Annotated in this window: 22 protein-coding genes and 4 pseudogenes; 22 read left to right on the plus strand and 4 right to left on the minus strand. The window is 67.5% G+C overall.

Features of this window, described 5'->3' with window-relative positions; genetic code table 11:
- Positions 1 to 57: 57 nt before the first annotated feature.
- Both AV521_RS31385 and AV521_RS31390 read left to right on the plus strand, forming a co-directional pair.
- Complete coding sequence (locus tag AV521_RS31385; protein ID WP_076093129.1) at positions 58 to 456, plus strand: VOC family protein; 399 nt, start codon at positions 58 to 60, stop codon at positions 454 to 456.
- A gap of 130 nt (positions 457 to 586) precedes the next feature.
- Positions 587 to 769 (plus strand): leucine zipper domain-containing protein, encoded by a 183-nt coding sequence (locus AV521_RS31390; RefSeq protein ID WP_218639378.1) that lies wholly within the window; start codon positions 587 to 589, stop codon positions 767 to 769.
- Positions 770 to 1,309: 540 nt separating this feature from the next.
- Here the strand turns inward: AV521_RS31390 and AV521_RS31400 are convergent.
- Positions 1,310 to 2,284, minus strand: coding sequence for a MarR family transcriptional regulator (locus tag AV521_RS31400; protein ID WP_076093131.1), 975 nt, complete (start codon positions 2,282 to 2,284; stop codon positions 1,310 to 1,312).
- A gap of 175 nt (positions 2,285 to 2,459) precedes the next feature.
- Between AV521_RS31400 and AV521_RS31405 the strand changes: the two genes are divergently transcribed.
- The 9 genes from AV521_RS31405 (at position 2,460) to AV521_RS52835 (ending at position 7,114) form a co-directional block, all read left to right on the plus strand.
- Positions 2,460 to 2,642 (plus strand): hypothetical protein, encoded by a 183-nt coding sequence (locus tag AV521_RS31405; RefSeq protein WP_076093133.1) that lies wholly within the window; start codon positions 2,460 to 2,462, stop codon positions 2,640 to 2,642.
- Between the two features lie 257 nt (positions 2,643 to 2,899).
- Positions 2,900 to 3,373: a hypothetical protein gene (locus tag AV521_RS31410; RefSeq protein WP_076093135.1), complete on the plus strand. Its 474-nt coding sequence runs from the start codon at positions 2,900 to 2,902 to the stop codon at positions 3,371 to 3,373.
- A 155-nt stretch (positions 3,374 to 3,528) separates the two neighbouring features.
- Complete coding sequence (locus AV521_RS31415; RefSeq protein WP_076093137.1) at positions 3,529 to 4,053, plus strand: hypothetical protein; 525 nt, start codon at positions 3,529 to 3,531, stop codon at positions 4,051 to 4,053.
- A gap of 55 nt (positions 4,054 to 4,108) precedes the next feature.
- Entirely contained in the window at positions 4,109 to 4,603 is a 495-nt protein-coding gene (locus AV521_RS31420) for a hypothetical protein (protein WP_076093139.1), read from the plus strand.
- 288 nt (positions 4,604 to 4,891) lie between these two features.
- Positions 4,892 to 5,287 (plus strand): hypothetical protein, encoded by a 396-nt coding sequence (locus AV521_RS31425; RefSeq protein WP_076093141.1) that lies wholly within the window; start codon positions 4,892 to 4,894, stop codon positions 5,285 to 5,287.
- A gap of 173 nt (positions 5,288 to 5,460) precedes the next feature.
- Positions 5,461 to 5,601: a hypothetical protein gene (locus AV521_RS49535; RefSeq protein WP_179023508.1), complete on the plus strand. Its 141-nt coding sequence runs from the start codon at positions 5,461 to 5,463 to the stop codon at positions 5,599 to 5,601.
- A 320-nt stretch (positions 5,602 to 5,921) separates the two neighbouring features.
- Positions 5,922 to 6,338: a hypothetical protein gene (locus tag AV521_RS31430; RefSeq protein ID WP_076093143.1), complete on the plus strand. Its 417-nt coding sequence runs from the start codon at positions 5,922 to 5,924 to the stop codon at positions 6,336 to 6,338.
- 12 nt (positions 6,339 to 6,350) lie between these two features.
- Positions 6,351 to 6,749 carry a hypothetical protein gene (locus AV521_RS31435; RefSeq protein ID WP_076093145.1) on the plus strand — a complete coding sequence of 133 codons (399 nt, stop codon included), beginning with the start codon at positions 6,351 to 6,353 and terminating at the stop codon, positions 6,747 to 6,749.
- 116 nt (positions 6,750 to 6,865) lie between these two features.
- A complete protein-coding gene (locus tag AV521_RS52835) occupies positions 6,866 to 7,114 on the plus strand; it encodes a hypothetical protein (RefSeq protein WP_371917082.1) in 249 nt (82 codons plus the stop codon).
- A 242-nt stretch (positions 7,115 to 7,356) separates the two neighbouring features.
- Here AV521_RS52835 and AV521_RS31445 read toward each other — a convergent pair whose 3' ends face one another.
- On the minus strand, positions 7,357 to 8,256 hold the full coding sequence (locus tag AV521_RS31445; RefSeq protein ID WP_076093147.1) for a helix-turn-helix transcriptional regulator: 900 nt from the start codon (positions 8,254 to 8,256) through the stop codon (positions 7,357 to 7,359).
- A gap of 206 nt (positions 8,257 to 8,462) precedes the next feature.
- On the opposite strand from AV521_RS31445, the gene AV521_RS31450 reads away from it, so the two are divergent.
- The 7 genes and pseudogenes from AV521_RS31450 to AV521_RS31480 all read left to right on the plus strand — a co-directional run.
- Positions 8,463 to 9,452 (plus strand): aldo/keto reductase, encoded by a 990-nt coding sequence (locus AV521_RS31450; protein ID WP_076093149.1) that lies wholly within the window; start codon positions 8,463 to 8,465, stop codon positions 9,450 to 9,452.
- Between the two features lie 66 nt (positions 9,453 to 9,518).
- Positions 9,519 to 10,547 (plus strand): zinc-binding dehydrogenase, encoded by a 1,029-nt coding sequence (locus AV521_RS31455; RefSeq protein WP_179023511.1) that lies wholly within the window; start codon positions 9,519 to 9,521, stop codon positions 10,545 to 10,547.
- Positions 10,548 to 10,883: 336 nt separating this feature from the next.
- Positions 10,884 to 11,540, plus strand: coding sequence for an HAD-IA family hydrolase (locus AV521_RS31460; protein ID WP_179023513.1), 657 nt, complete (start codon positions 10,884 to 10,886; stop codon positions 11,538 to 11,540).
- Positions 11,541 to 11,557: 17 nt separating this feature from the next.
- Positions 11,558 to 12,320: pseudogene (locus AV521_RS46835) on the plus strand (transposase).
- Positions 12,321 to 12,508: 188 nt separating this feature from the next.
- Positions 12,509 to 12,825: pseudogene (locus AV521_RS46840) on the plus strand (IS1380 family transposase); the annotation flags it as partial.
- 54 nt (positions 12,826 to 12,879) lie between these two features.
- Entirely contained in the window at positions 12,880 to 13,317 is a 438-nt protein-coding gene (locus tag AV521_RS31475; RefSeq protein WP_076093256.1) for a VOC family protein, read from the plus strand.
- Between the two features lie 142 nt (positions 13,318 to 13,459).
- Positions 13,460 to 14,166 (plus strand): annotated as a pseudogene (locus AV521_RS31480) (transposase); the annotation flags it as partial.
- Positions 14,167 to 14,306: 140 nt separating this feature from the next.
- On the opposite strand, the gene AV521_RS31485 reads toward AV521_RS31480, so the two are convergent.
- Positions 14,307 to 14,777: a hypothetical protein gene (locus tag AV521_RS31485; RefSeq protein WP_076093158.1), complete on the minus strand. Its 471-nt coding sequence runs from the start codon at positions 14,775 to 14,777 to the stop codon at positions 14,307 to 14,309.
- Between the two features lie 306 nt (positions 14,778 to 15,083).
- Here AV521_RS31485 and AV521_RS31490 point away from each other — a divergent pair.
- Positions 15,084 to 15,457: pseudogene (locus AV521_RS31490) on the plus strand (transposase); the annotation flags it as partial.
- Positions 15,458 to 15,645: 188 nt separating this feature from the next.
- On the opposite strand, the gene AV521_RS31495 reads toward AV521_RS31490, so the two are convergent.
- Positions 15,646 to 16,311 (minus strand): TetR/AcrR family transcriptional regulator, encoded by a 666-nt coding sequence (locus AV521_RS31495; protein WP_076093257.1) that lies wholly within the window; start codon positions 16,309 to 16,311, stop codon positions 15,646 to 15,648.
- An 861-nt stretch (positions 16,312 to 17,172) separates the two neighbouring features.
- Between AV521_RS31495 and AV521_RS31500 the strand changes: the two genes are divergently transcribed.
- From AV521_RS31500 to AV521_RS31510, 3 genes are all read left to right on the plus strand, one after another.
- A complete protein-coding gene (locus AV521_RS31500) occupies positions 17,173 to 18,372 on the plus strand; it encodes an RICIN domain-containing protein (protein ID WP_076093161.1) in 1,200 nt (399 codons plus the stop codon).
- Positions 18,373 to 18,805: 433 nt separating this feature from the next.
- Positions 18,806 to 19,570 (plus strand): transposase, encoded by a 765-nt coding sequence (locus AV521_RS52840; protein ID WP_371917084.1) that lies wholly within the window; start codon positions 18,806 to 18,808, stop codon positions 19,568 to 19,570.
- A gap of 202 nt (positions 19,571 to 19,772) precedes the next feature.
- Positions 19,773 to 21,308, plus strand: a complete 1,536-nt coding sequence (locus AV521_RS31510; RefSeq protein WP_305965196.1) for a sensor histidine kinase — start codon at positions 19,773 to 19,775, stop codon at positions 21,306 to 21,308.
- The last annotated feature ends 345 nt before the right edge of the window (positions 21,309 to 21,653 follow it).

A 21,653-nucleotide genomic window follows, 5' to 3' on the forward strand; every position in this document is an offset into this window, starting at 1 on the left:
TCCGCTATTTCTCCTAGCCTGCGTCGTGCACGCCTACAGCACAGCCAAGGAGATCCCATGGACTTCGTCTCGATTCGCATCATCACCAGCGACGTAGCGCGCCTCGTCGAGTTCTACGAGCGAGCCACCGGGGCGCGGGCGACGTGGGCCACCGAGGACTTCGCCGAGCTCAAGACCGCGGGCGCCACCCTCGCGATCGCCGGCACCCGCACCGTCCCGCTGTTCGCCCCGGGCTCCGCCCGCCCGGCGGACAACCACAGCGTGATCACCGAGTTTCTCGTCGACGATGTGGACCGAGTTCACCAGAACCTAACCGGCTTCGTCACCGACTTCGTCAACGGGCCCACCACGATGCCCTGGGGCAACCGGTCGCTGCTGTTCCGCGACCCCGACGGCAACCTCGTCAACTTCTTCACCCCCATCACCCCGGCGGCCATCGAAAAGTTCGCACGTTGACGCCACGCACTGCCGCTCATGCGGGAGCCCTGAGATTCCAGGGCTCCCGGTGAACGCGATCGCCGAGTCCAGGAGCGCCACCAGCAGGGGAGATCGGAACGCACCGCTGACCTGCGAAGGACGACTGCGCTTGTGCCTGCGGACCGACGCCGGTCAGCCGATCGCACACGTCGCCGGGGAAGCCGGGATCTCCCGCCGCTGCCTGGTCAAGTGGTACGCCCGCTGGCGCGCGCACGGCGAGAACGGACTGCTCGACCACTCCTCGCGCCCAGTCACCAGCCCTGCCCCCACCCTCGGATCGACTGGTCGGTGAATTGGACGGCGGCCCGCTGTGGGCGTCGGACAACAACACCGACAACCCGATCGCTGTCGAGGAGCCGGCGACTGCGGCTCCGGTTGCTGAAGAGGTACACGGGGAGAAGGAGTCCCGCAGCCGCTGCCATACCCGGTGCTCGTCATAGCGCCCAAGGCGTTCCAGGCCCGCACGCATGACTGTGGCCCGCAACTCCGCGATCCCGTCGATGTCCGCTGCCACCGCAGAACGCAGCACCCAGCCTGCGTTGTGCACCGAGGTGGTCCGTGCAGGCGCTGCCACGTCCGATCGCGTAGCGCTCCCCGTCACCCCAGCATCCTTGGTCGGAGTATCTCAGTCCGCCTGCCCTGAACAGACACATGGGCATCTCAACCCGAACTACCCAATCCCACTGCGGCCTCAATCGCGCTGCGTCATCCTGCTCAGCTGTGGCGACGGTGACGAACGTCTCCGGTCACTACACCTCCAGCGGTCGCAACGAACGTCACCGCACATCAAGCTGCCAGGACCGCCGATCCAGCCAACCTATGCGGTCACAGCCTAGGTGCGCGGCTCTGGCTGGTCGTCGGTGGTTGATCCGTGGGCCAGGTCCAGGCCGAGCCGGGTCGGGTGGTGGTGGACTGTTTGGCCGTTGCGGGTGGTGGCGATGAGCCCGGAGTCGCGAAGGACGGATGCGTGTCGCGATGCGGCTGCGGCGGAGACACCGAGGGTTGCCGCGAGCTGGCCGGTGGTCAAGGCCGGTGTTCTGACCACGGTGACTAGTGTCGCTGCTCTGGTCGTGCCCAGGAGCGACTGCAGGGCCTGGGGCGGGGTGTGGAGTTCGGGGTCCCGTGTGAGGGGAGCCGCGGTTGCGGGGTAACTCACGATCACCACATCGGCGAGGGGGTTGAAGGTGATCCGGGTGGCCAGTGCGGAGGGCTGGAAGATCAAGGGTCGTCCTTCGAGGGATTCCACGGCGTCGACGAGAGTGTTCAGGCGCAGGTGACGACCGTCCCAGCTGACGGACGGATGTATGGAGCGCAGCAGGCCGTCAGGGCCGCCGATGGCGGCATGGGTCCGCGCCCTCGCGGATGCGGTTGCGACGATGGAGGCGACGCGTCGGCGGTACGGATCCAGAGCGGTGGCGCGCAGACCGGTCAGTATCTGGTTCAGAGCGGAAACCGCGCGTGGGTGGCCGTCAGCCAGCCCACGTGTGAAGGGTGTTAACGCGCTGGATCGGGCCAGGTCCCGCAGGTGAGCGACCGCGGGTGGGGACTCCGGATGGATCGCTGTCGGTGCCGGTTGGGCCGCTTCGTCGAAGAATGCCGGCAGGTAGAGATCCGTGTACAGGTCGAACAGCCTGCTGTGATACGGGTTCCAGTTGCGGGTGACCTCGAGTCGCCATGCTGAAAGGTGTCGGGCTGGCGCCCGCTGGGCCAAGTGTGCTCCGCCCAAGGCGAGTTCATATCCGAAGTCAGGTGCGTCGGCGACCTGCATCCGTTCGAGGTCGTCGGTCTTCAGGCGGATCTCTATCAACGTGGCATCCCCGGTCGCAGTCCCTGGCGGTGCTGGTCATAGAGCCTTTGCATCCTCGCGCAAAAGCCTAGCCGCCGGGCTGCCAGGAGTCGATTGTGTACGCACGGCTTCGGCCGCGAGCGGCTGCCGGACCGTCAGGGGGGACCCGGCAGGGCTGTTCCAGGGGGAATACAACATGCCCGACGTGACAGGCGGCGCCGCAAAGACCAATACCAGCCTCGTCATCGCGGCTGGCGTCGCCGCGCCCGGTGAGGTCCAATCGTCGCAGCCGTTCTGGACCGGCGATATGGCCCGATCCCACTTCGTAGTCGGCAGCAACCCCGGCCACGCCACCAGTGCCGTGGCCGGGGCCGAATAGGTCTGGGCCACCTCCCAGCCGGCGGCACGCGTCTTCACCAACTCGACCCAGCGCGTGCGCACCGCGGCGTGAGCCGACGTCGACTGAATCCAGCCCTGCAGCGCAGGTGACAGCGCCTCGCCGGACTCCCTGTGCGGCTTCCGCGATTCACCGGTTCTCACACTCAGCGGCGACACAGCCGCCACTTTCCGACAACGCAGCGCACCTGGGTGCAGTGCGGTCCAGGAATGCCAGGAAGGGAAGGTGCACACGTCACGATGAACAAGTCCAAGACCACCCGACACAGCCATTACTTGCGGGGCCTCGCCTGTGCGGCGGCGGTAGCGACGATCACGGTAGGTGGTCTCAGCGCCACGGCTGCCCCCGCTGACGCCGTCACCAGCGGAGGCGGTTGCCGTTACGCGCCCGCTCCCATCGGCTTCAACGTCACACTCCAGCCGTGCGCGGACCACAGCTGGATGGGAGCCGACGAAGTACATGCCCGTATCGAGGTGCAGGGGATGCCGTCGACCGGTATCCGCGTGTGGATAGCCCCCGCCACCGTGAACTCGGACGGGTCAGTGACCGACACCAGTGCCTACCGCCAGGTGCTGTACCAACAGCCCTCCACATCCATGGAGTTCTCGCAGGACTTCTTCTGCCCGCCGGGACAGAAGATGGTGATCGATTCCTGGGTCACCGAGAGCGGGAAACGCTACGGCTCAGTCCAGTCACCGCCGTTCTGGTGCTGAACCGCAGCTTCTGAAGAACTCACAGTGTGTGTTCGGGGGCAGCTCAGCTCAGCCGGCCGCAAACGTCCGCCCACGATCGACCAGCATCAGTGCGCGCCGCGCGGCCGACACATGTCCAAACCATCAGGCGCTCTTCGTCCAGGAGGTCTCAACACATGCACTTGGCCCGAACCGTCAAGGCCCTTGCCGTCAGCGCGGCCCTTTCACTTTCCGCCCTCGCTGTGCCCACCATGGCGGCTTCCGCTGCCCACGCGGACGACTGCTCCTACTACACCATCACCACGAGCGACGTGGACCTCTACGGCTACGTCGGCTACGTGGAGCTCCAGTACTCGTCCGGTTGCCACACCACCCGTTCGCACTTCCACGTGGACAGCTCGTTCCGAGCCAGCCACTCAGGATGGAACGTCACCCTCTGGGTCGACAACGGCAGGAACTCCGACAGCACCGCCCAGAAGGTGCTGGTCACCACCCCCTACCCGAACAACACCTCGTACTCCGACTACTGGTCCGGCAGCACGAGCATCTACGGGCAACCGACGGAACAGTTCCTGGCCGGGGTGACCTGGACGTACAACACCTGCCGAGGCGACTGGGGCTCCGGCTGGCATGACTACACGAACGGCTACAACTACAACGACGGCGGCGCCTTCGCCTTCAGCCAGGGCTGCCACGGCTGAGAAGCCCCTCACCTCGCACAGAAACTCCATCGGACGCACCTCCGGAAAGGTCGCCATGCGCAAGAACTTCGTCGGCTGGGTCCTGATCGGCTCCTCCCTTCTGACCGGGATCGCGGGTATCGGCACGGCCACCCCGGCCAGCGCGGCCTCGTGCTCCTACACGGGCCGCTACGGAACGCAGAACATCTACACCCCGCAGGGCGAGCACGTCGGCTATGTGGAACTCCTGTATGCCTCGGCCTGTCGCAGCGTCGAAGCGCACTTCCACGTCGACTCCACGTTCAGGGCCAACCACTCCGGCTGGAACGTCGACCTGTCGCTCTACACCGACAAGGCAGCGCCCGCGCTGGCCGAGAATTCGCACAGCTTGAACTCCTCCCTCTCGGACTTCGAGACACCGCCGGCCTCCATCGACGGGTATCCGACCATGCAGTTCACCGCGTTCCTGGGCTGGGTTTACAACACATGCTCGATCGACGCGGCCTCCAACTGGTGGGACTTCTACACCGGAACTCCGACAGCAAACACCTGGGGAAGCGTCAAGTGCTGATCAGAGCACCTGACAGGGCATCTCCCGCTCAGTGGTTGGGGACGGAGGCCCCAGGGGGATCGGCCGGTCAGATCGGCCGCAACGATGGCCCTCTGGCCGTGTGTTGAGCCAACCCCAGACACCCCTGTGGGATCCGTGAGGTCCGGGGCGTTGAGCCCGGGCACGCTCAACGGATATCCAGCTCGGACTCCACACAGGCCCGCGTTCCTGACCGTACCCGAAACTGCCAGCTGCACTTCATCAAGTGCCAACTCGCACTGGACAAAAGAAAGTCGAGGAGTGAACGCAATGCACAAGACTCGCGCCATTCTCACCGGTGCCGCTCTCGCCATGACCGCGGTCATCGGGGTCTGCACTCCCGCGTTCGCGGCCACTGGTACCGACTCCAACACCGCCTACGGCGTGACCATCATGGGCATCAACACGCTGGACAACACCCCTTGGGTCTTCGCCGACTTGTGCAACCACCAGGGCTCGGCGAACAGCTTCCACCTGTGGATCAAGGATGCCCAAACGGGCGATGAGATCATTCGCACCACCACCCCAGTGCTCCAGCCTGGGCAGTGCTACTCCGACTACAACGGCTACCTCATGGGCGAGGACTACGGTCAGGACGCGATCCAGGTCTACGCGAGCTCCGGAAACCTGTGGACCTTCGGAACCGACCCGATCTACCTCGGCTGAGCCGCCGCCGGGACCCGCCCTCGGAGGCATGACGGAGTCGGCTGCTCGAAGACGGGATGGTTCCCTTGCCCAAGGGCCTGGCTGCGCGTGCGTGCGCTCACGGCCACGAACCCGGACGGCCTGTGCCTGCACCACGAGGTCACCGTTCCCCGACTACCGGCAGAGTCCCTCCGATGGCGGGAGTAGGCCACCCGACCAGCTTGCCGATCGGCGAGGAAGGAGAAGCGGTGAGCTTCATCTCCGGCCTGGCCGCGATGGGCCCCGACCAGCAGCGGCTCGTCCCCGTCACCTTCAACGGAGCCCGGCGGCGTTGAGCACACGCTCTACGCGGAGCTGCCCGCTGAGGGGGCCCGCCGGAGATCATCATGCACCTCGTTACCCTGGCCAAGGCCGTGATGGCCACGCTCGCGTGCTACGACCCCGGGGAGAAACCATCGCCTCGGCCCCGTGTACTGGCGGACAGGCGTCAACCACCCGGGAACCACGTACGAATGCGGTCCACAGTAACTCCTCCCACAGGGAGGCAGACAGACGCCTCAACCGGCGGTTCGCGAGCCCCAGCTCTTCTTTGCTCCAACCGGCATGCTCCGCACTGCATCCGGTCAAACGTGAGATCAACTCGCATGGGGGATACATGAAACGGGCACTCTCCACACTCACCCGCTCCGCAGCCACGCTCGCCCTCGCAACCGGCAGCGTTATCGCGCTCGGCGTCGGCAGCGCTCACGCCAGCACCAGCTGCTCCGACTACCTGTGGAGCAACTACGCCACCGAGTACCGGGTCTGCCTCAACTACACCGACTGGGCCCACGCCACGGTCTCCTGGTCGGTGAACACCAGCTACTCCAAGACCGACGAGCGCTTCTACCTCAAGGTCATGAGCAACTGTGTCGACCAGGACATCTGGACCAACTGGAACGACTGGTCGGAGAGCTCCAAGAACTACGGCAGCGCCAGCATCGGCTGCGGTCAAAGCATCATCGGCGGGGTCGAGATCCAGCTCTACCCGACCGAATCCGGCAGCTACAGCGGCGACACCGCTTCAGCCTAGGGGGAACCTGCCATGAAAAGAATCACCACCAGCCTTGCCGCGCTCAGCCTGGCCGCCGCCGGCGTCGTGGGCCTGGGGGCGGGTGCCGCGCATGCCGACGATCCGCTCTGCTCCAACTGGGGCGGCAGCCGGTACGGCGCTCCATACCAGGTGTGTGTCACCTACTCCGGCTCCCAGGACGCCCTGATCAGCTGGACCGTCAACGCCAGCCGCACCAGCACCGACGAGCGCTTCTGGCTCCGCGTCGCCAGCGAATGCGGCGACCGTCTCAACACCGACTGGAACGACTACCAGGACAACGGCTCGAACGTCGGCGAGGCATGGGTCCACTGCTCGGCGGGCGGCTTCGAGGCGTCCCTGTACCCGACCGAATCCGGCGTCCAGGACGGTCCCACGGTTGTCGCCGGATGACGCTCTCAACTCACTAGCGCTCTGACCGGGGAGATCCGCCGGAGCAGCAGTTGAAGTGGTCGGTAAGAAGTGGCGTCCGATCCGACCGTTGGGGAGTGGTGACCGAGCCTGTCCGTGTGCGCAGGTTGACCGACCAGGACTGGCAGAAGCTGAAGCAGATCGTGCGCCGGGGCAGCACCAGTCCGGTGCGGTTCCGGCGCGCGATGATGCTGCTGACCTCGGCCGGCGGGAACCGGGCCCCGGTCGATGCTGCTCGGGGCCACCTGGCGGGGCTGCCCGCCTCGCCTTCGACTGCCTCGTCGATCTCGGTGACGACCTCGACCCGCCACTTGCCTTCTGGCAGCACCTGGACCGAGCGGCCGTGAGATGCGGCTCTACAGCGCTGCTCAAGCCCCACCTCACGGCTAACGACCTCTCCCGTCGCCCCCTCGCTGCTGCCTCCGAGCAGGACCGACCACCAACCCGGCGAACCTTCCCGGTCGGAGCACTGGCCGACGCCAGCCGCACCCCTAAATCGTGCCCGCCAACGCCGCGCGGCGGCACCAACCGGCATCTCCTTGTACGTCGGCTTGGGCAGGAATCGGCGGAGGCGTGGCGCTCACCTCTGTCAGCGTGCTGCGTCTTGCTGCGCGGAGGTGAAGCCGGGTGAGGCGGGTGCGGTCATGTCCAGTAGGAGCAGCGCATCGTGGTCGGGGCTGCCGGGTTCGGCGGTGTAGACGCCGATGCGCTGGCCGGGGGTGCCTTCCACGTGCAGGGACTGTGACGTGAGGGTGAGCGAGCCGACCTGGGGGTGCTGGAACGTCTTGCGGGCGGGCTTGCGTCCGGTCACTTCGTAGCGTTCCCACAGACTTGCGAAGTCGGGGCTTTTGAGGAGGAGCTCGCCGACGAGATTGGTGAGGTCGGGTGCGTCGGGCGCGGTGCCGGCGACGGCGCGCAGACGAGCGACGCAGGCGGTGATCTGCCGGTCCCAGTCGTGGAAGAGGTCGCGTGCTGCGGGGTGGAGGAAGAGGTAGCGGGCGAGGTTGCGCTGCTTGACGGGCCAGTCGTCCAGTCCCGCGTACAGAGCGAGGCCGCCCGGGTTCCAGGCGAGCATGTCCATGCTGCGGCTGATGACGTACGCCGGGTTCGGGCGCAGTGATTCCAGCAGCAGCTTGAGGTGGGGGCGGACGGTGCGGCTCGGGGCGGGCGGCGGTTCGGGGGAGTAGCGGGCGGCGCGGGCGGCCAGCTCGCGCAGGTGCTGGTGCTCCTGGTCGTCCATATGGAGAGCGCGCGCGAGGGAGTCCAGGACGGCGGGGCTGGGTCGGGTCTCCTTGCCGCGTTCCAGGCGCACGTAGTAGTCGATGCTGATGCCGGCGAGCGTGGCCAGCTCCTCACGGCGCAGGCCCGGGGTGCGGCGTACTCCGGCACCGATGGTGAGGCCGACGTATTCGGGACTGGTTTGGGTGCGGCGGGCGCGCAGAAAGCGGCCCAGCTCGGCGCCCTCGCTGTGTGCGCTCTCGGATGCCATGCCTTTCAGTCTCACACCCCTTCTTCCTGCGGCGCAGGCGCGAGGGGGGCCCTGTCATTACCCCCGAAGAGCCCGCCCTGCCACACCGGCGCACTCCGGGCGAAGGTTGAGCACAAGACACCGGCACGCCGGCCGCCGCCAGCCATGACCTGGTTGGTCAGGCGAGAGCGAAGGGTGCCGGATACGCGACGAACCGGAGATACCTGATGCGCTACATCAAGCTGCGTGACCTGGAGGTTTCCCGGATCGGTCTGGGCGCGATGGGCATGTCCCACGGCTACACCGGTTCCGGTACCGACGACGCGGAGTCGATCAGGACAGTGCACCGGGCGCTGGAGCTGGGCGTCACGCTCATCGACACCGCCGAGATCTACGGCCCCTACATCAACGAGGAGCTGCTGAGCCGGGCACTGAAGGGACGCCGGGACCAAGTGGTGCTGGCCACGAAGTTCGGCCTGGTCTCCCATGGCGGGGACGGCGCCGGGGACGGCGCGTGGAACCTGGACTCCCGCCCCGCGAATATCCGCACCGCCGTCGAGGGCTCCCTGAAGCGGCTGGGCACCGATCACATCGACCTGTACTACCAGCACCGGGTGGATCCGAACACGCCGATCGAGGAGACCGCCGGCACTGTCGCCGAGTTGATCGCCGAGGGCAAGGTGCGCGCCTTCGGTCTCTCGGAGGCCGGCCCGGACACGATCCGCCGCGCCCACGCCGTTCAGCCGGTCACCGCGGTGCAGTCGGAATACTCGCTCTGGACCCGCGGCATCGAGGCGCGCGTCCTGCCCGTCCTGCGGGAGCTGAACATCGGCCTGGTGCCGTTCTCGCCGCTCGGACGCGGCTTCTTGACGGGCACCGTCCGCTCCACCGACCAGTTCGACGCCGCCGACTTCCGGCGTGACAACCCGCGCTTCTCCGGTGAGAACTTCCAGCGCAACCTCGCGATCGCCGACGAGGTCCAGGCCCTGGCCACGGAGGTCGGCGCCACCCCCGCGCAGGTGGCCCTGGCCTGGCTGCTCGCCCAGGGCGATGACATCGCCCCGATCCCCGGCACCAAGCGGGTCAGCCGTGTGGAGGAGAACACCGCCGCCGACGCGATCGCGCTGACCAGTGAACAGATCGACAAGTTGAGCAGCCTGCCGCCGGCAGCCGGCGACACCCACACCGAGGCTCAAGCTCAGATGCTCGAACGCTGATCTTGCCCCTGCCGTCCTCGCGCCGCCGGGCGCAGCAGCCATTCCCTTGTTTGGAGCACCCCCTTCATGCGTGCAGCAGTGATGTACGGAGCCGGAGACGTCCGTGTCGAGGACCGGCCCGACCCGAAGATCGTCCAGCCGACCGACGCCGTGGTGCGCGTGGTCGCAGCGTGCGTGTGCGGCAGCGACCTGTGGCCGTACCAGTCGATGCCCGCGACCGACACCGGCCGCCCCATGGGCCACGAGTTCCTCGGCGTCGTCGAGGAGGCCGGCGCGGACGTGACCGGCCTGAAAGGAGGTGACCTGGTCGTCGCCCCGTTCACCTACAGCGACAACACCTGCGACTACTGCGCCAAGGGGATGCACATCTCGTGCCGTAACGGCGGCCGGTACGGCTTCGACGGGATCGACGGTGGACAGGGCGAAGCAGTCCGCGTCCCGTACGCGGACGGCACCCTGGTGAAGCTGCCGGTGGCCGCCGACTCCACGCTGGTTCCGTCGCTGCTGGCGCTGTCGGACGTGATGACCACCGGCCATCACGGCGCGGTCACCGCCGGCGTCGGCCACGGGGATGCGGTGCTGATTGTCGGGGACGGCGCGGTCGGCCTGTGCGCGGTGCTCGCCGCCAAGCGGCTCGGTGCCGAGCGGATCGTGCTCGCGGGCCACCATGAGGCGCGCACCGGTCTGGGCCGTGAGTTCGGCGCCACCGACGTCGTCGCCGAGCGCGGCGAGGAGGGCATCGCCCGCATCCGCGAGCTGACCGCCGGCGTGGACAAGGTGATCGAAGCCGTCGGCACCCGCCAGGCCCTCGACACCGCCTTGGGCGCGGTCCGGGACGGCGGCACCATCAGCCGACTGGGTGTCCCTCAGTACGAGCAGGGGCCGCTCGGCCCAGCCGAGTTCATGCGCAACATCACCCTGACCGGCGGCGCCAGCCCCGCCCGCGCCTACATCGAGCAGCTGCTGCCCGACGTCCTGGACGGGACGATCACCCCGGGCCGCGTCTTCGACCAGGAATTCACCCCCGACCAGACGCCGGATGCTTATCGAGCCATGGCCGACCGCCGGGTCCTCAAGGCCCTCATCCGCCCGTGAACCCCACCCGCACACAACGAAGGACACCCCGCTTGTGCAGTTCATTACCCTGAGCAGCGGCATCGAGATGCCGCTGCTCAGCTACCGCAGCCAGACTACGTACCTTCCTGCGCGCCGCGCTGCTGACAGGAATCACCGCCGTGACCGCACTCCCACCTCACCAACTGCTCAACCACGAATGATCACGGCAGCCCCGGACGCCGTAAGTGCCCAGGTCGGGGCAGGCCTGGTGCCAGGTGTTCTTGGAGCAAGCCTAAGGGCTGTCCCGCAAACTGCCTGTTGAGGGCCTGATGGCATGATCGGCACGTGATAAGCGAATCCCGCCCGTCTGGTGCCATGGGGTATGTCCTGTTTGATGTTGATGGCACGTTGATCGATGCTCTGGACAATCAGCGCCTGGTCTGGCGAACGTGGGCAGAGCGATACGGGCTGGACCCCGACGAGGTCTATCGAGTGGCGCTACGAACCCGGCCGATGGAGACCTTCGCGCAGATCGCTCCGGACCAGGATCCTCAAAAGTGCCTTGCCGCATTGCACGAGTTGGAGGACGACGACGTCCGCACCGGGGTCTATGCAGCTTTCGACGGTGCCTCGGAACTGCTCAATGCTTTGCAGCCCGGGACCTGGGCGCTCGTGACGTCGAACTATGAGCACCGGGTGCGTGGCCGTTTCGCACGGACGGACCTGCCGGTCCCGGAGGTCGTGGTGGACGCGGCCGCTGTGGGGGAAGGCAAGCCGTCGCCGGTGCCGTATCTGCAGGCTGCCGCGCGACTTGGTGCCCAACCGAAGGACTGCCTGGTCGTCGAGGACGCCCCCTCTGGGGTGCAGGCTGGGCTGCGTGCCGGGATGAGGGTGTGGGGCGTCAACACCTCCGCAGCGGTGGACGGCGTGCATCGCCACTTCGCCACCTTGCGCGAAGCGGTCGGCGACATCCTCGCTTTCGCTTCGGGATCCCTCCCTCACCGGCTGGAGAGGTCAGCCACAGCGGAATGATCTTGCTGTGAGCTGGTGTGATCACGGCGTCGGAGCCGTCTTGGATAGCCCCCGTTCACCGGGCAGAGACCCGCGCCAGTTCACGAAACTGGTGACGACGCTGCGTCGCACGGGGGTCCCGATACCGCCCGCCGGGGCAGGCCGTGGAGTCTGCCCCTGGCGGACAGGGCTCTGCTGGGCACGGTGCACTGGCGCACGAATACGACGATGTGCCAGCTTGCCCCGCTGTTCGGTGTCTCCAAGTCCTCGGACGACCGCATCATCGACCATCTCGGTCCGCTCCTGGCGCTGCAGCCTCGGCGCCGCTTTGCCAGAGATGCCGTGCTCATTGTGGACGGCACCCTGGTGCCCACCCGCGACCACACGATCGCTGAGCAGTCCAAGAACTACAGGTACTCCACCGACCACCAGGTCGTCATCGACGCCGACACCCGCCGGGTCGTCGTGGTCGGCCAGCCCCTGCCAGGCAACCGAAACGACTGCAAGGCGTCGGAGCAATCGGGCGCTTAGGCCGCGATCGGGAGGACGCTGACGATCGCCGACGGCGGCTACCTAGGCACCGGACTCGTGATGCCACACCGCCGCCGCGCCGGCGAGGAACTCCCTGACTGGAAACGGGAACACAACCGCTCGCACATACAGGTCCGCGCTCAAGTCGAGCACACCTTCGCCCGCATGAAGACCCGGAAGATCCTCCGCGACTGCCGTCTCAAGGGCGACGCGGTCCGTCACGCCATGCTCGGCATCGCCCACCTGCACAACCTCTGCCTCGCCGGATAGACGAATGGCGCCGTAACGGCTGAGCCGTCCAGCTCGACTCCGAGATCTTTTGCGGGTGAAGCCTTGGCCTCGCGCTTCACGCGGCGGGCTTTCCGACTGGTGGTCAAGAAGGCAGGTAGTTCCTCTGACCAGCGGGAATGAGGTTTGCGGAGGTCCTTGTTCCTGCCGCCGTCGGAGGCGCTTTCCAGTTGAAGAGGCGTGTCGGGTCCTACCCGTGTGTCCGCGTCGAGGGCGGCGGTCGCGGGGTGGGTTCGCAAGCCTGTGCGGTATTGCTGGTCGAGACGCTCCGCGAGACAAGGTCCTCCTGGACGTCGTCCTGGCGGTCGCGCTCGGCGGTGACTGTCTCGCGGATGTCGCGATGCTGCGGTGCGAGCCGGCCGTCTTCGGTCCGGTCGCCCCTCCGACCCGACGGTCTCCCGCCTGATCGACGTCCTTACCGCCCGGCAAACACGCTCCGGACGCCGGTGGACAGGTCACGGTCGACCTCGACGGTGCCCTGGTACTCGGCTGCGTCCTTGCCGGAAGCACACGATCGGCCCGGCTCGGTAGCATGCAACGCATGGCCATCAAACTTGAGAACGTGGGCATCGCCGTTCGCGACCTCGAAGCAACGATCTCCTTTTTCACCGACCTCGGCCTCACGGTCGTCGGCCGTGCCACGGTCAGTGGTGAGTGGACCGACACCGCCGTCGGCCTTGATGGCAATCACGCCAACATCGCGATGCTCCAGACGCCAGACGGTCACGGTCGCCTTGAGCTCTTCGAGTACATCCACCCCGAAGCGATCGAGTCAGAGCCCACTCGTCCCAACGAGATTGGCATGCATCGCGTCGCCTTCTCAGTCGACGACATCGACAAAGCCCTTGAGACAGCCGCAAAGCACGGATGCCATCCGCTTCGCGGTGTGGCGACTTATGAGGACGTCTACAAGCTCACGTACGTCCGCGGTCCCAGCGGCATCCTTGTGATGCTCGCCGAGGAGCTGAAGAAGAACTGACGGCCGATCGGGTCACTTGGCCTCGCGCTTACACAAGACGGGCTTTCAGACTGGTGGTCAAGAAGGCAGAGAGTTCCTCTGACCAGCGGGAATGAGGTTTGCGGAGGTCCTTGTTCCTGCCGCCGTCGGAGGCGCTTTCCAGGTGAAGAGGCGTATCGGGTCCTACCCGTGTGTCCGCGTCGGGGGCGGCGGTCGCGGAGTGGTTTCGCAAGCCGGAGCGGTACTGCTGGTCGAGACGGTCCGCATGACCGGTCTGGACGCGGCGCTATCCGCAACCCTGGCCCCGTGACGGAAGCCCCGGGCCATACACGTTCCCGGCAAGGTCCTCCTGGACGTCGCCCTGGCGGTCGCGCTCGGCGGTGACTGCCTCGCGGATGTCGCGATGCCGCGGTGCGAGCCGGCCGTCTTCGGCCCGGTCGCCCCTCCGACCCGAGGGTCTCCCGCCTGATCGACGTCCTTACCGCCTCCGGCTAGAAGGCCCCGCAGGCCATCCGGTCCGCACGGCCCGAGGTGCGTAACCGGGTCTGGTCGCTGGCGGGCAAACACGCTCCGGACGCCGGTGGACAGGTCACGGTCGACCTCGACGGTGACCTGGTGATCGCGCACTCCGACAAGGAGGACGCCGCCGCGAACTGGAAGAAGACCTATGGCCATCATCCCCTGACAGCGTTCGTCGACCATGGCCCGGGCGGAACCGCAGAGCCGGTCCCCGCCGCCCTCCTCAGACCGGGAAACGCGGGCTCGAACACGGCCGCCGACCACATCGCCACCGCTCAACTGGCCATGGTCCAGCTGCCGAAGAAGTACCGGTGGTTGAGTAGGTCTTCTTCAAGAACGATTGTTTGCGGCTTCCAGGAACGCTTCACGATCACGACGTCCGGAATGTTGGCGAGAATTAGGAACACCCGCCACGGGAGAGCACGAGTGTTGCAGGGCGTATGGGAGCGGCACGACCGGACGGCAGGGAGGCTGCTAGTGGTCGCGGTCAGTCAGGGGTTGTTGGGGCTCAGCAGCGTGGCGGCCGCGGCGATGAAGGCTACGGATGCTTCCTTGGCCGCATGCCGCCGGGCGTCCAGCTCGGTCCGGTCGATGGCCTTGCGCAGCGCGTACGTGGCATCTGCGGCCTGCTGGGCGGGGCCGGCCAGCTCGGGGACCAGGACCTGAAGGCGGATGTGGGGCCCGGTGATTGCCGCCCGGGTGTCGTGGGACCTCGTCTGGGCCTCCAGTTGGTGCTCGGTGCCTGCCTCGGTCAAGGCCAGACGCTCCCGATGGAAGATCGCCGAGCGGTGCGCGTCCAGGGCGGCCGCGAAGTCGGTGACGGCACTGAGCTGGTCCTGGCGGTGGCTGTCGGCGCGCTCCTCGGCGCGTGCGGTGCGTGCCGAACGGTGCTGGAGGAGTCCGGCGGTCAGGGCACCGGCGAGGGTACCGAGTACGGCAACGATCGACGGCCATATGGACATCAGGTGTTGGGTCCTCTCGGGTAGTCGGTTTGGGTGGTGAGGTCGGCGGATAGCGAGGTACGCGGCGGCGCCTTCGGTTGCAGGGTTACGCCTGCGGCGCTCCGGACCTACCCTGGCGGTCAGTTTGCGGCTGGGGTCAGAGATCTGGATTTCCGGGACCATGATCACTTACTCTGAGCCGACCAGCACACGAGACGGCCGGAGGCAAGTACCGGCGATTTCCAGAACTCAGCGACATGTTTCTTGTCGCTGACGGAACGTTTCCAGCGGTGACCAACAAACGTTGCTGGCTCCAGGCGGTAAAACCAGTACCGGCGAGGGCGACAGACCCTGATCCGCACGGACTCCGCCGGCGGCACTCACGACCTCGTGTCCTGGCTCGCCGAGCGTGGACGATGGCTGTCCTGCTCGGTCGGCATGGTCATCATCGGACAGATTCACCAGCACTTTGTGAAGATCCCGGCGTCGGCCTGGACGCCGGCCGTCGAGGCCGGCGGCACGGTCCGCGACGGGAGGCCTGGGCCGCCGAGGTCACCGGCAAGCTGCTGGACGGCCGGTCGAAGGGCATGCGGTTGACCGTCCGCAATGAACGACCGCATCCCGGAGCCCAGTTGAGGATCACGGACGCGGACGGCATTCGGATCACCTGCTTCGCGACCAGCGCCCCTGACCGTTCCATTCGGGGAACTCGTCGGCCAGGCTCTGCACTGGCCTGCCGTGGCTCATCATCACGTACCACGTGTCGATGTGGTCCCCCCGGGGTTGTGTGGGTTGAGTGCTCCGCATCGCAGGCCTCCGGCGTCGAATTGACCGCAGAGGAGGACGGTGGTTCTGCAGAGGGCTTCGGTCCCCGCGCGTGCAGCGCCCGTCAATCGCTCCGCTTCTTCGTACGGGCGTCGCCCTCCCGTTCACCGAACAGCACCTCGGCGGCGGACTCCCATTCCCGGACCAGGTCGACCATCTCCGGCGCTCGCAGCCACTGGATCTGCAGGCCGTCCATCATCGCCACGATGTGCCGGGCGAGTGCTTCGGGATGGTCGCTGACGTCCCTGGCCAAGGACGCGAAGGCGGCTGTCGCTTGCTCTTGCCGCTTCACGAAGTAGGCGTGTGCGGGATGGCTCGGTGTCAGAGACTCGGCTTCAAGCACAGTGAAGAGCCGGACGAATTCCGGTTGCTCCGAGTTGCGCCGCACCGTCGCCGAGCACAACTGCCGCAGGCTGACTCCGACGGGGCCGCTGGCGGACCACTCGTCCGGGACCGCGTCCTCACCGACGCCGAGGTGTGCGCGAAGCGATCGGGCATCCTCGACATCCCGGTGTTCCAGCACGGCGATGAGCAGGCCGGTCTTGGAACCGACATGGCGCAGCACACCCGGAACGGTGAGCCCGCAGCGATCGGCCACGTCCTGCATCGACAGTCCCCAGAAACCGCGATCTGCGATAAGTGCGGAGGTTACGTCGATGATCTGGCGCCGTCGCTCGGCGGCCGGTAGTCGTGGCCGGTCGCGCCGGTACGAAGCCGCCCCCTCAGCCATGTTCGCCAAGACCTCTCCGTCGGGCGTCATCGTCGTTCCGGGACAGAACTGCGGGACAGTAAGTTCCCCGAGTGATGGTCAGTATCACACGGGAAGTCTGCCTGGTCGTCCAGGAGTTGATCCATACCACGGTTGCGGCGTGCCCGGCGTGCAGCACGCCCCGTCGTCCAGTCGCCGACCGATCTCGGACATCACCCACTTCCACTCCCGGGCCGGAGGTCCGCCAGTGGCTACCAGGGCGAGTTAGTTAGTAGCTACTAGCTAGTGACTTGACTGAGGCGGCACCCTAGCCCCGCCCGGACGCGTCGGCAAGGGGTGCGTCCAGATCGCACGGGAAGCGGTGCTGTTGACCATGACGATCCGACAGAGGTCCTTTCTGACCCGTGAGTTCAAGGGGCGCCGAGGCCGGGCGCTTCGCGGTGCGTGACGACTGCAACGCCCGTGCACCACCGAAGGGACGCGGACTCGAAAGCACAGAAACTTCCGGTGAGGCTCTGCCATCGACAAGTGCCGGTCCGCAGCGGCCTGTTCGAGACCAGTCCGTCCGCGCTCGTCAGGAGCATCTAGCGTTGGCTTCACAAAATGAACGGATGCAGACCGCTTGACAGTCAATCAAACTCGCTGGCTTCATGTGTTGCGGCGTGAGTGAGCTGGGCGAGCTCGCACGCCGCCTGGTGGTCCCGCCTCACGGCGGCGCCGATCCGCCGTTTCGGCGCAATCCCCTCTCATTTCATTTCCGGAAGGTACCGGCGTTGGCGCTCCGCATCATGGGAGCGCTCCCAAAGCGACGCTCCACCCTCCGGGTCCACCCCCCACGGTCCGGGTGCCGCACAAGCCGCTCCGGCCATCGAAAGGATCCCCATGACCAGATCGAGCCCGAAGCCGCGCAATGGAGCTGCGGCGGTCGCGGCAGTCGTGACTGCCCTGTTCGTGGTTGCCCTCTCCCTGGCCGGCGCCTCGCCGGCGTCCGCGAACACGACCCTCTGCGGCAAGAACGACAGCATGAAGGTCTCGGGCGGCAAGTACGTCGTCCAGAACAACGAGTGGGGTGACTCGATCCCCCAGTGCATCGACGTGTCGGACAACGGCTTCAAGGTCACCACCGGCTGGCACGACGTGGGCACCAACGGCGCACCGGCGGCGTATCCGTCGATCTACGCCGGTTGCCACTACGGTAACTGCTCCAGCGGCAACGGCCTGCCGCTTCAGGTGTCGGCGTTCGGCAACCCGCAGTCCAGCGTCGACTTCTCGACCGCCGACGGCCAGTGGGACGCGGCGTACGACATCTGGTTCGACACCAACTCGAACCCGTCGGGCCAGAACAACGGCGAGGAGATGATGATCTGGGCCAACCACTCCGGGTCGCCCACGCCGTTCGGCACCAAGGTCGGGACGGTGTGGATCGAGGGCGCCAACTGGGATGTCTGGTACGGCCGTCAGGGCGGCGGCATCTCCTGGAACACCGTCTCCTATGTCCGCCAGCAGCCCACCAACGCGATCACGGTGAACATCAAGGACTTCACCAACGACTCGATCGGCCGCGGCTACCTGTCGTCGGCGTGGTACATGACCAGTGTGCAGTTCGGCTTCGAGCCATGGGTCGGCGGCCCCGGCCTGGCTGTGAACTCCTTCTCCTACGACTCCAATGGCTCCGGTGGTGGTGGCGGTGGGACGTCCGGCACGGTCGTCGGTCAGCAGAGCGGCCGCTGCCTGGACCTGAAGGACTGGGGCACGGCCGTCGGCACCCCCGTCCAGCTGTGGGACTGCGGAACCGGCTGGAACCAGAAGTGGACGCGGACCGACGGCACCCTCGTCAACCCGCAGACCGGCAAGTGCCTCGACGTGGCCGGCGGTTCCACGGCCAACGGCGCCAAGGTGCAGCTCTGGTCGTGCAACGGCACCGGCGCCCAGCAGTGGCAGTTCAACGCCAACGGCACCGTCACCAACCCCCGGTCCGGGAAATGCCTGGACGCCGACGGCTCCGGCAATGGCGCGCTGCTGCAGATATGGGACTGCTACGGCGGCGGCACACAGCCCAACCAGGTCTGGACACAGAAGTAGCACCGTCCCGGCGTGGCAGGGCTCGGCGCCCGGCATGCGGGACCGGGCTGCCGCCTGGGGTCCCACACCACCACGTGGTGCACCGCAGGCGGCAGCTGCCGTACCCAGAGGTCTCTCAGAAGGAGTCGTGCTGCGGAGCACCGGGGCAGATGTCCCAGCGGCCTGCCGTGTCAGGTCACCCTCCCGGTCGCACGGCTTCAGTGAGCCCGACGGCGACGGTGGCGCCCCGCGGAGGTGACGCGGCTGCGGGGCGCCGTCCCGGACACCACATCGGCACTGTCCCCATGGCCGTTGCCAGCGGGGCAGCCGCATCCAAGGAGCATCGACGTGAGACATCAGCCTGTATGTGGCGCCCAGCCGCTGAGGAGTGTCTCTTTGCCGGGCTGAGCAGTTGATCGGATGTGTGTCTGTTCGGTTGATGATCAGTGATGCGATGTGGGACCGGATCGAGCCGGTGATACCGGCCGATCCGGTGCCTGGCCGGCGGTGGGCGGATCACCGGCGCACGATCGAGGCCATCGCGTGGAAATACCGCACTTGGTCACCTTGGCGGGATCGGCCCACTGAACTCGGTTCCTTCAAGACCGCGCACAAGCGGCTGCTGCGGTGGGCCGTCGACGGGACACAGGAGAACATCTTCGCCGCCATCATGGCCGTGGCGGACACCGACGACGACATCGGGGCTGGACCATTTCGGTGGACTCCACCGTCTGTCGGGCCCACAAGCACGCTGCCGCAGCCCACAAAGCGTGAACCTGTCCGAGGAGAGCCCGCTGACCATGCCCTGGGCCGCTCCCGCGGCGGCCTGAGCACGAAGGCGTGTCCCACAACGGGCGCGGACGTCAGGCGCGCTCGAGTCCGCCGTCCGTACGACGCTGAAGGCGCACTCGGGCTGGTTACCTGCTCCCGACGCGGGCAGCGCACCAGGTCGCCACCGGCCCCGGCGCTGGCGGGGAGCGGCCCTCGTCCGCTTCCAAGACGGCCCCGGCGCCGGGCACACCGCCGTCGATGCCCTGCAGGCCTGCCGATGGTCGGCGGCACGGTCGGCGTGCCCGACAGGCGGAAGACGGCCTGTGACCGCTCTCCCGCGAACACACCGGTGCACCTCCCATCCGGCAGGGTCGCGCACCGGCTCCACGGCGACCGCACCGGGTGTATGGCCTGCATCGCCACTGCTCGTGGCTTCGGCTGGCTGTAGGGGTACAGGAACGCGAAGTCGTAACCGTGCGGCGGATGCGGGCAAGCCCCGCTCGCTTCATGAGCCGGTTGGTGCCGGGAGCGGGTCGCAGGGGGTGGTTCGTCCGTCGGGGTGTCTGGCGTTGTCTTGGTTCACTTTCGTTGTTCGTGGTTGCAACCAATGGCGGGCGCGGCGGGCGGCGGGGGGTGCTTACCGTTGCCGCGTGAGTGGTGTGGACCTTGGGAACGGCCTGGTGATGTCGGTCTGGCGCGCGTTGGTGACCCGCTTGCGCACGTTTCCCCGGGCGCTGCGCGCCGTGCGCAGGGATCTTTTCGCGCCCGGGATGTGGCCTGCCGGGCGCGTCGTGGGCGAGTCGGTGCTGATGGTGGTGTTCGGGCTGGTGGCCGCGGCAGCCGAGGTCATGCAGGGGAGCGGCACCGTAGGCGTTGTCGGCGCTGGACTGGTTGCCGTCCTGCTGTGCCTGCTGCGCCGGGTGGTTCCCGCGACCGTGCTGCTGGCGGCCGCCGCCTGCTCGGTCCCGTACGGCTTCTTCGGGCTCACCCCGTTGCTCGTGGTCACCGCCTGGTCGGCCGGGCGCCGGATCGGCAGTGCCGGCCGGGCGGCCGGTGTCTTCGCCGTCGCGTATCTGCTCAACGTCGGCCTGACCCAGGTCACCCTGTGGGCGCAGCCCCGTTCCCTGATGGTCGACGCCTTCACCGCCCTGCTGCCGCTGGCGACCGTGCTTGTCCCCGGCCTCGCCGGTCGTTACTGGTCGCAGTACCGCACCCTGACCGACACCCTTCGGCAGTACAACGCCCAGCTGCTGCGCGAACGCGCGATGGTCGCCGGGCAGGCCCGGATGCGAGAACGCCAGCGCATCGCGCAGGACATGCACGACAGCCTCGGCCATCACCTCACTCTGATCTCGGTGCACGTCGGCGCGCTGGAGGTGGACCGCCAGCTGACCGGACGACAGCGGGAGGCGGTGGGTGTGCTGCGGGAGGCGTCGGTGGCCGCGATGCATGAGCTGCGCGAGGTGGTGGGGCTGCTCAAAGACGTAACGCGGCTGCCCGGCCACGCCGGGGAGGCCGAGGTGTCCTCGCGTGGGGTGGCCGGGATCGAAAGCCTGGTCCAGGCCTCGCGCAGCGCGGGCGCGTCCGTGACGCTGCGCTGCTGCGGTGAGCCGCGCCCGCTTGCGCCGGCCGCCGACCATGCGGCGTACCGCGTGGTCCAGGAGGGGCTGACCAACGCCCACAAGTACGCCTCGGGCGTCCCGGTCACCATCGAGCTGCGCTACGAGCCGGACGCGCTCGTCGTCGAGGTCGCCAACGGTCCCGCACCCGCACCCGTGGCCGGCCGGAGCGTGGTGAGCGGCGGCCAGGGGCTGGCAGGGCTGGGGGAGCGGACCCGGCTCATCGGCGGCATGGTCCATGCGGGGGCGACGGCGGACGGCGGCTTCCGGCTGGCGGGCATGCTGCCGTACACCGTGCCGGAGATCAGTTCCCCTGGCCAGCCGGGGGCCCCGGGGACGACGTTCGTTGATCCGGCCGACGACTTTCGGGAGCAGCTTCCGGCCGTCTCCTCGGGCGAGGGTGGTCTGGTCATGGACGAGATCGGCCTGCCGAAGGAGCTGGCGGAAGCAATGAGTGAGAACAACAAGAACAAGAGCCTGGCGGCCGGCTGCGGGCTGGCGGCGCTGATCCTCCTGGCGCTGATGATCGGCCTGGCCGCTCTGGCCTTCCTGTCCGTCGGCAAGTAGGCAAAGGAAAGGGCCATGACCAGGCCGCGACACCTTGCGGTGAAGGCGGCCCGGAGGGACCACAGGGGCTTGATCGGGGGCGCCCGGCGAGGACTCGTCCCCGGCCTGCTGCGGCACCTCAGGCGATTTGTACCGGGCGATGTCCGGCACGCACCGGGGCCGAGTGGCTGTCACTCTCCACCCTCGCAACGCTCTCGGCTCCTGCTTGACCTTCGACTTCGCTCGAACAGGGGGCGCGCCCTGACCAGGTTGTGCCCCCTGCCGCGCTGTACCGGTCCGCCCGCCGCAGCAGCCGGAGTCTCGGAGGCCCCGAGCCGGGGCCAAAGGGCTGGGGTGCTGGGGGTG

The sequence above is a fragment of the Streptomyces sp. IMTB 2501 genome (assembly GCF_001953885.1).
Classification (GTDB): domain Bacteria; phylum Actinomycetota; class Actinomycetes; order Streptomycetales; family Streptomycetaceae; genus Streptomyces.

Bases quoted from the DNA above. Each gene is read 5' to 3' on its own strand.
- AV521_RS31495 (WP_076093257.1), bottom strand. From the start codon at position 16,311: ATGGCTGAGGGGGCGGCTTCGTACCGGCGCGACCGGCCACGACTACCG.
- AV521_RS31450 (WP_076093149.1), top strand. From the start codon at position 8,463: ATGCGCTACATCAAGCTGCGTGACCTGGAGGTTTCCCGGATCGGTCTG.
- AV521_RS31485 (WP_076093158.1), bottom strand. From the start codon at position 14,777: ATGTCCATATGGCCGTCGATCGTTGCCGTACTCGGTACCCTCGCCGGT.
- AV521_RS31420 (WP_076093139.1), top strand. From the start codon at position 4,109: ATGCGCAAGAACTTCGTCGGCTGGGTCCTGATCGGCTCCTCCCTTCTG.
- AV521_RS31405 (WP_076093133.1), top strand. From the start codon at position 2,460: ATGCCCGACGTGACAGGCGGCGCCGCAAAGACCAATACCAGCCTCGTC.
- AV521_RS31425 (WP_076093141.1), top strand. From the start codon at position 4,892: ATGCACAAGACTCGCGCCATTCTCACCGGTGCCGCTCTCGCCATGACC.
- AV521_RS31455 (WP_179023511.1), top strand. From the start codon at position 9,519: ATGCGTGCAGCAGTGATGTACGGAGCCGGAGACGTCCGTGTCGAGGAC.
- AV521_RS31430 (WP_076093143.1), top strand. From the start codon at position 5,922: ATGAAACGGGCACTCTCCACACTCACCCGCTCCGCAGCCACGCTCGCC.
- AV521_RS31435 (WP_076093145.1), top strand. From the start codon at position 6,351: ATGAAAAGAATCACCACCAGCCTTGCCGCGCTCAGCCTGGCCGCCGCC.
- AV521_RS52840 (WP_371917084.1), top strand. From the start codon at position 18,806: ATGTGGGACCGGATCGAGCCGGTGATACCGGCCGATCCGGTGCCTGGC.
- AV521_RS31475 (WP_076093256.1), top strand. From the start codon at position 12,880: ATGGCCATCAAACTTGAGAACGTGGGCATCGCCGTTCGCGACCTCGAA.
- AV521_RS31415 (WP_076093137.1), top strand. From the start codon at position 3,529: ATGCACTTGGCCCGAACCGTCAAGGCCCTTGCCGTCAGCGCGGCCCTT.
- AV521_RS49535 (WP_179023508.1), top strand. From the start codon at position 5,461: ATGGCGGGAGTAGGCCACCCGACCAGCTTGCCGATCGGCGAGGAAGGA.
- AV521_RS31410 (WP_076093135.1), top strand. From the start codon at position 2,900: ATGAACAAGTCCAAGACCACCCGACACAGCCATTACTTGCGGGGCCTC.
- AV521_RS31445 (WP_076093147.1), bottom strand. From the start codon at position 8,256: ATGGCATCCGAGAGCGCACACAGCGAGGGCGCCGAGCTGGGCCGCTTT.
- AV521_RS31460 (WP_179023513.1), top strand. From the start codon at position 10,884: ATGGGGTATGTCCTGTTTGATGTTGATGGCACGTTGATCGATGCTCTG.
- AV521_RS31500 (WP_076093161.1), top strand. From the start codon at position 17,173: ATGACCAGATCGAGCCCGAAGCCGCGCAATGGAGCTGCGGCGGTCGCG.
- AV521_RS31385 (WP_076093129.1), top strand. From the start codon at position 58: ATGGACTTCGTCTCGATTCGCATCATCACCAGCGACGTAGCGCGCCTC.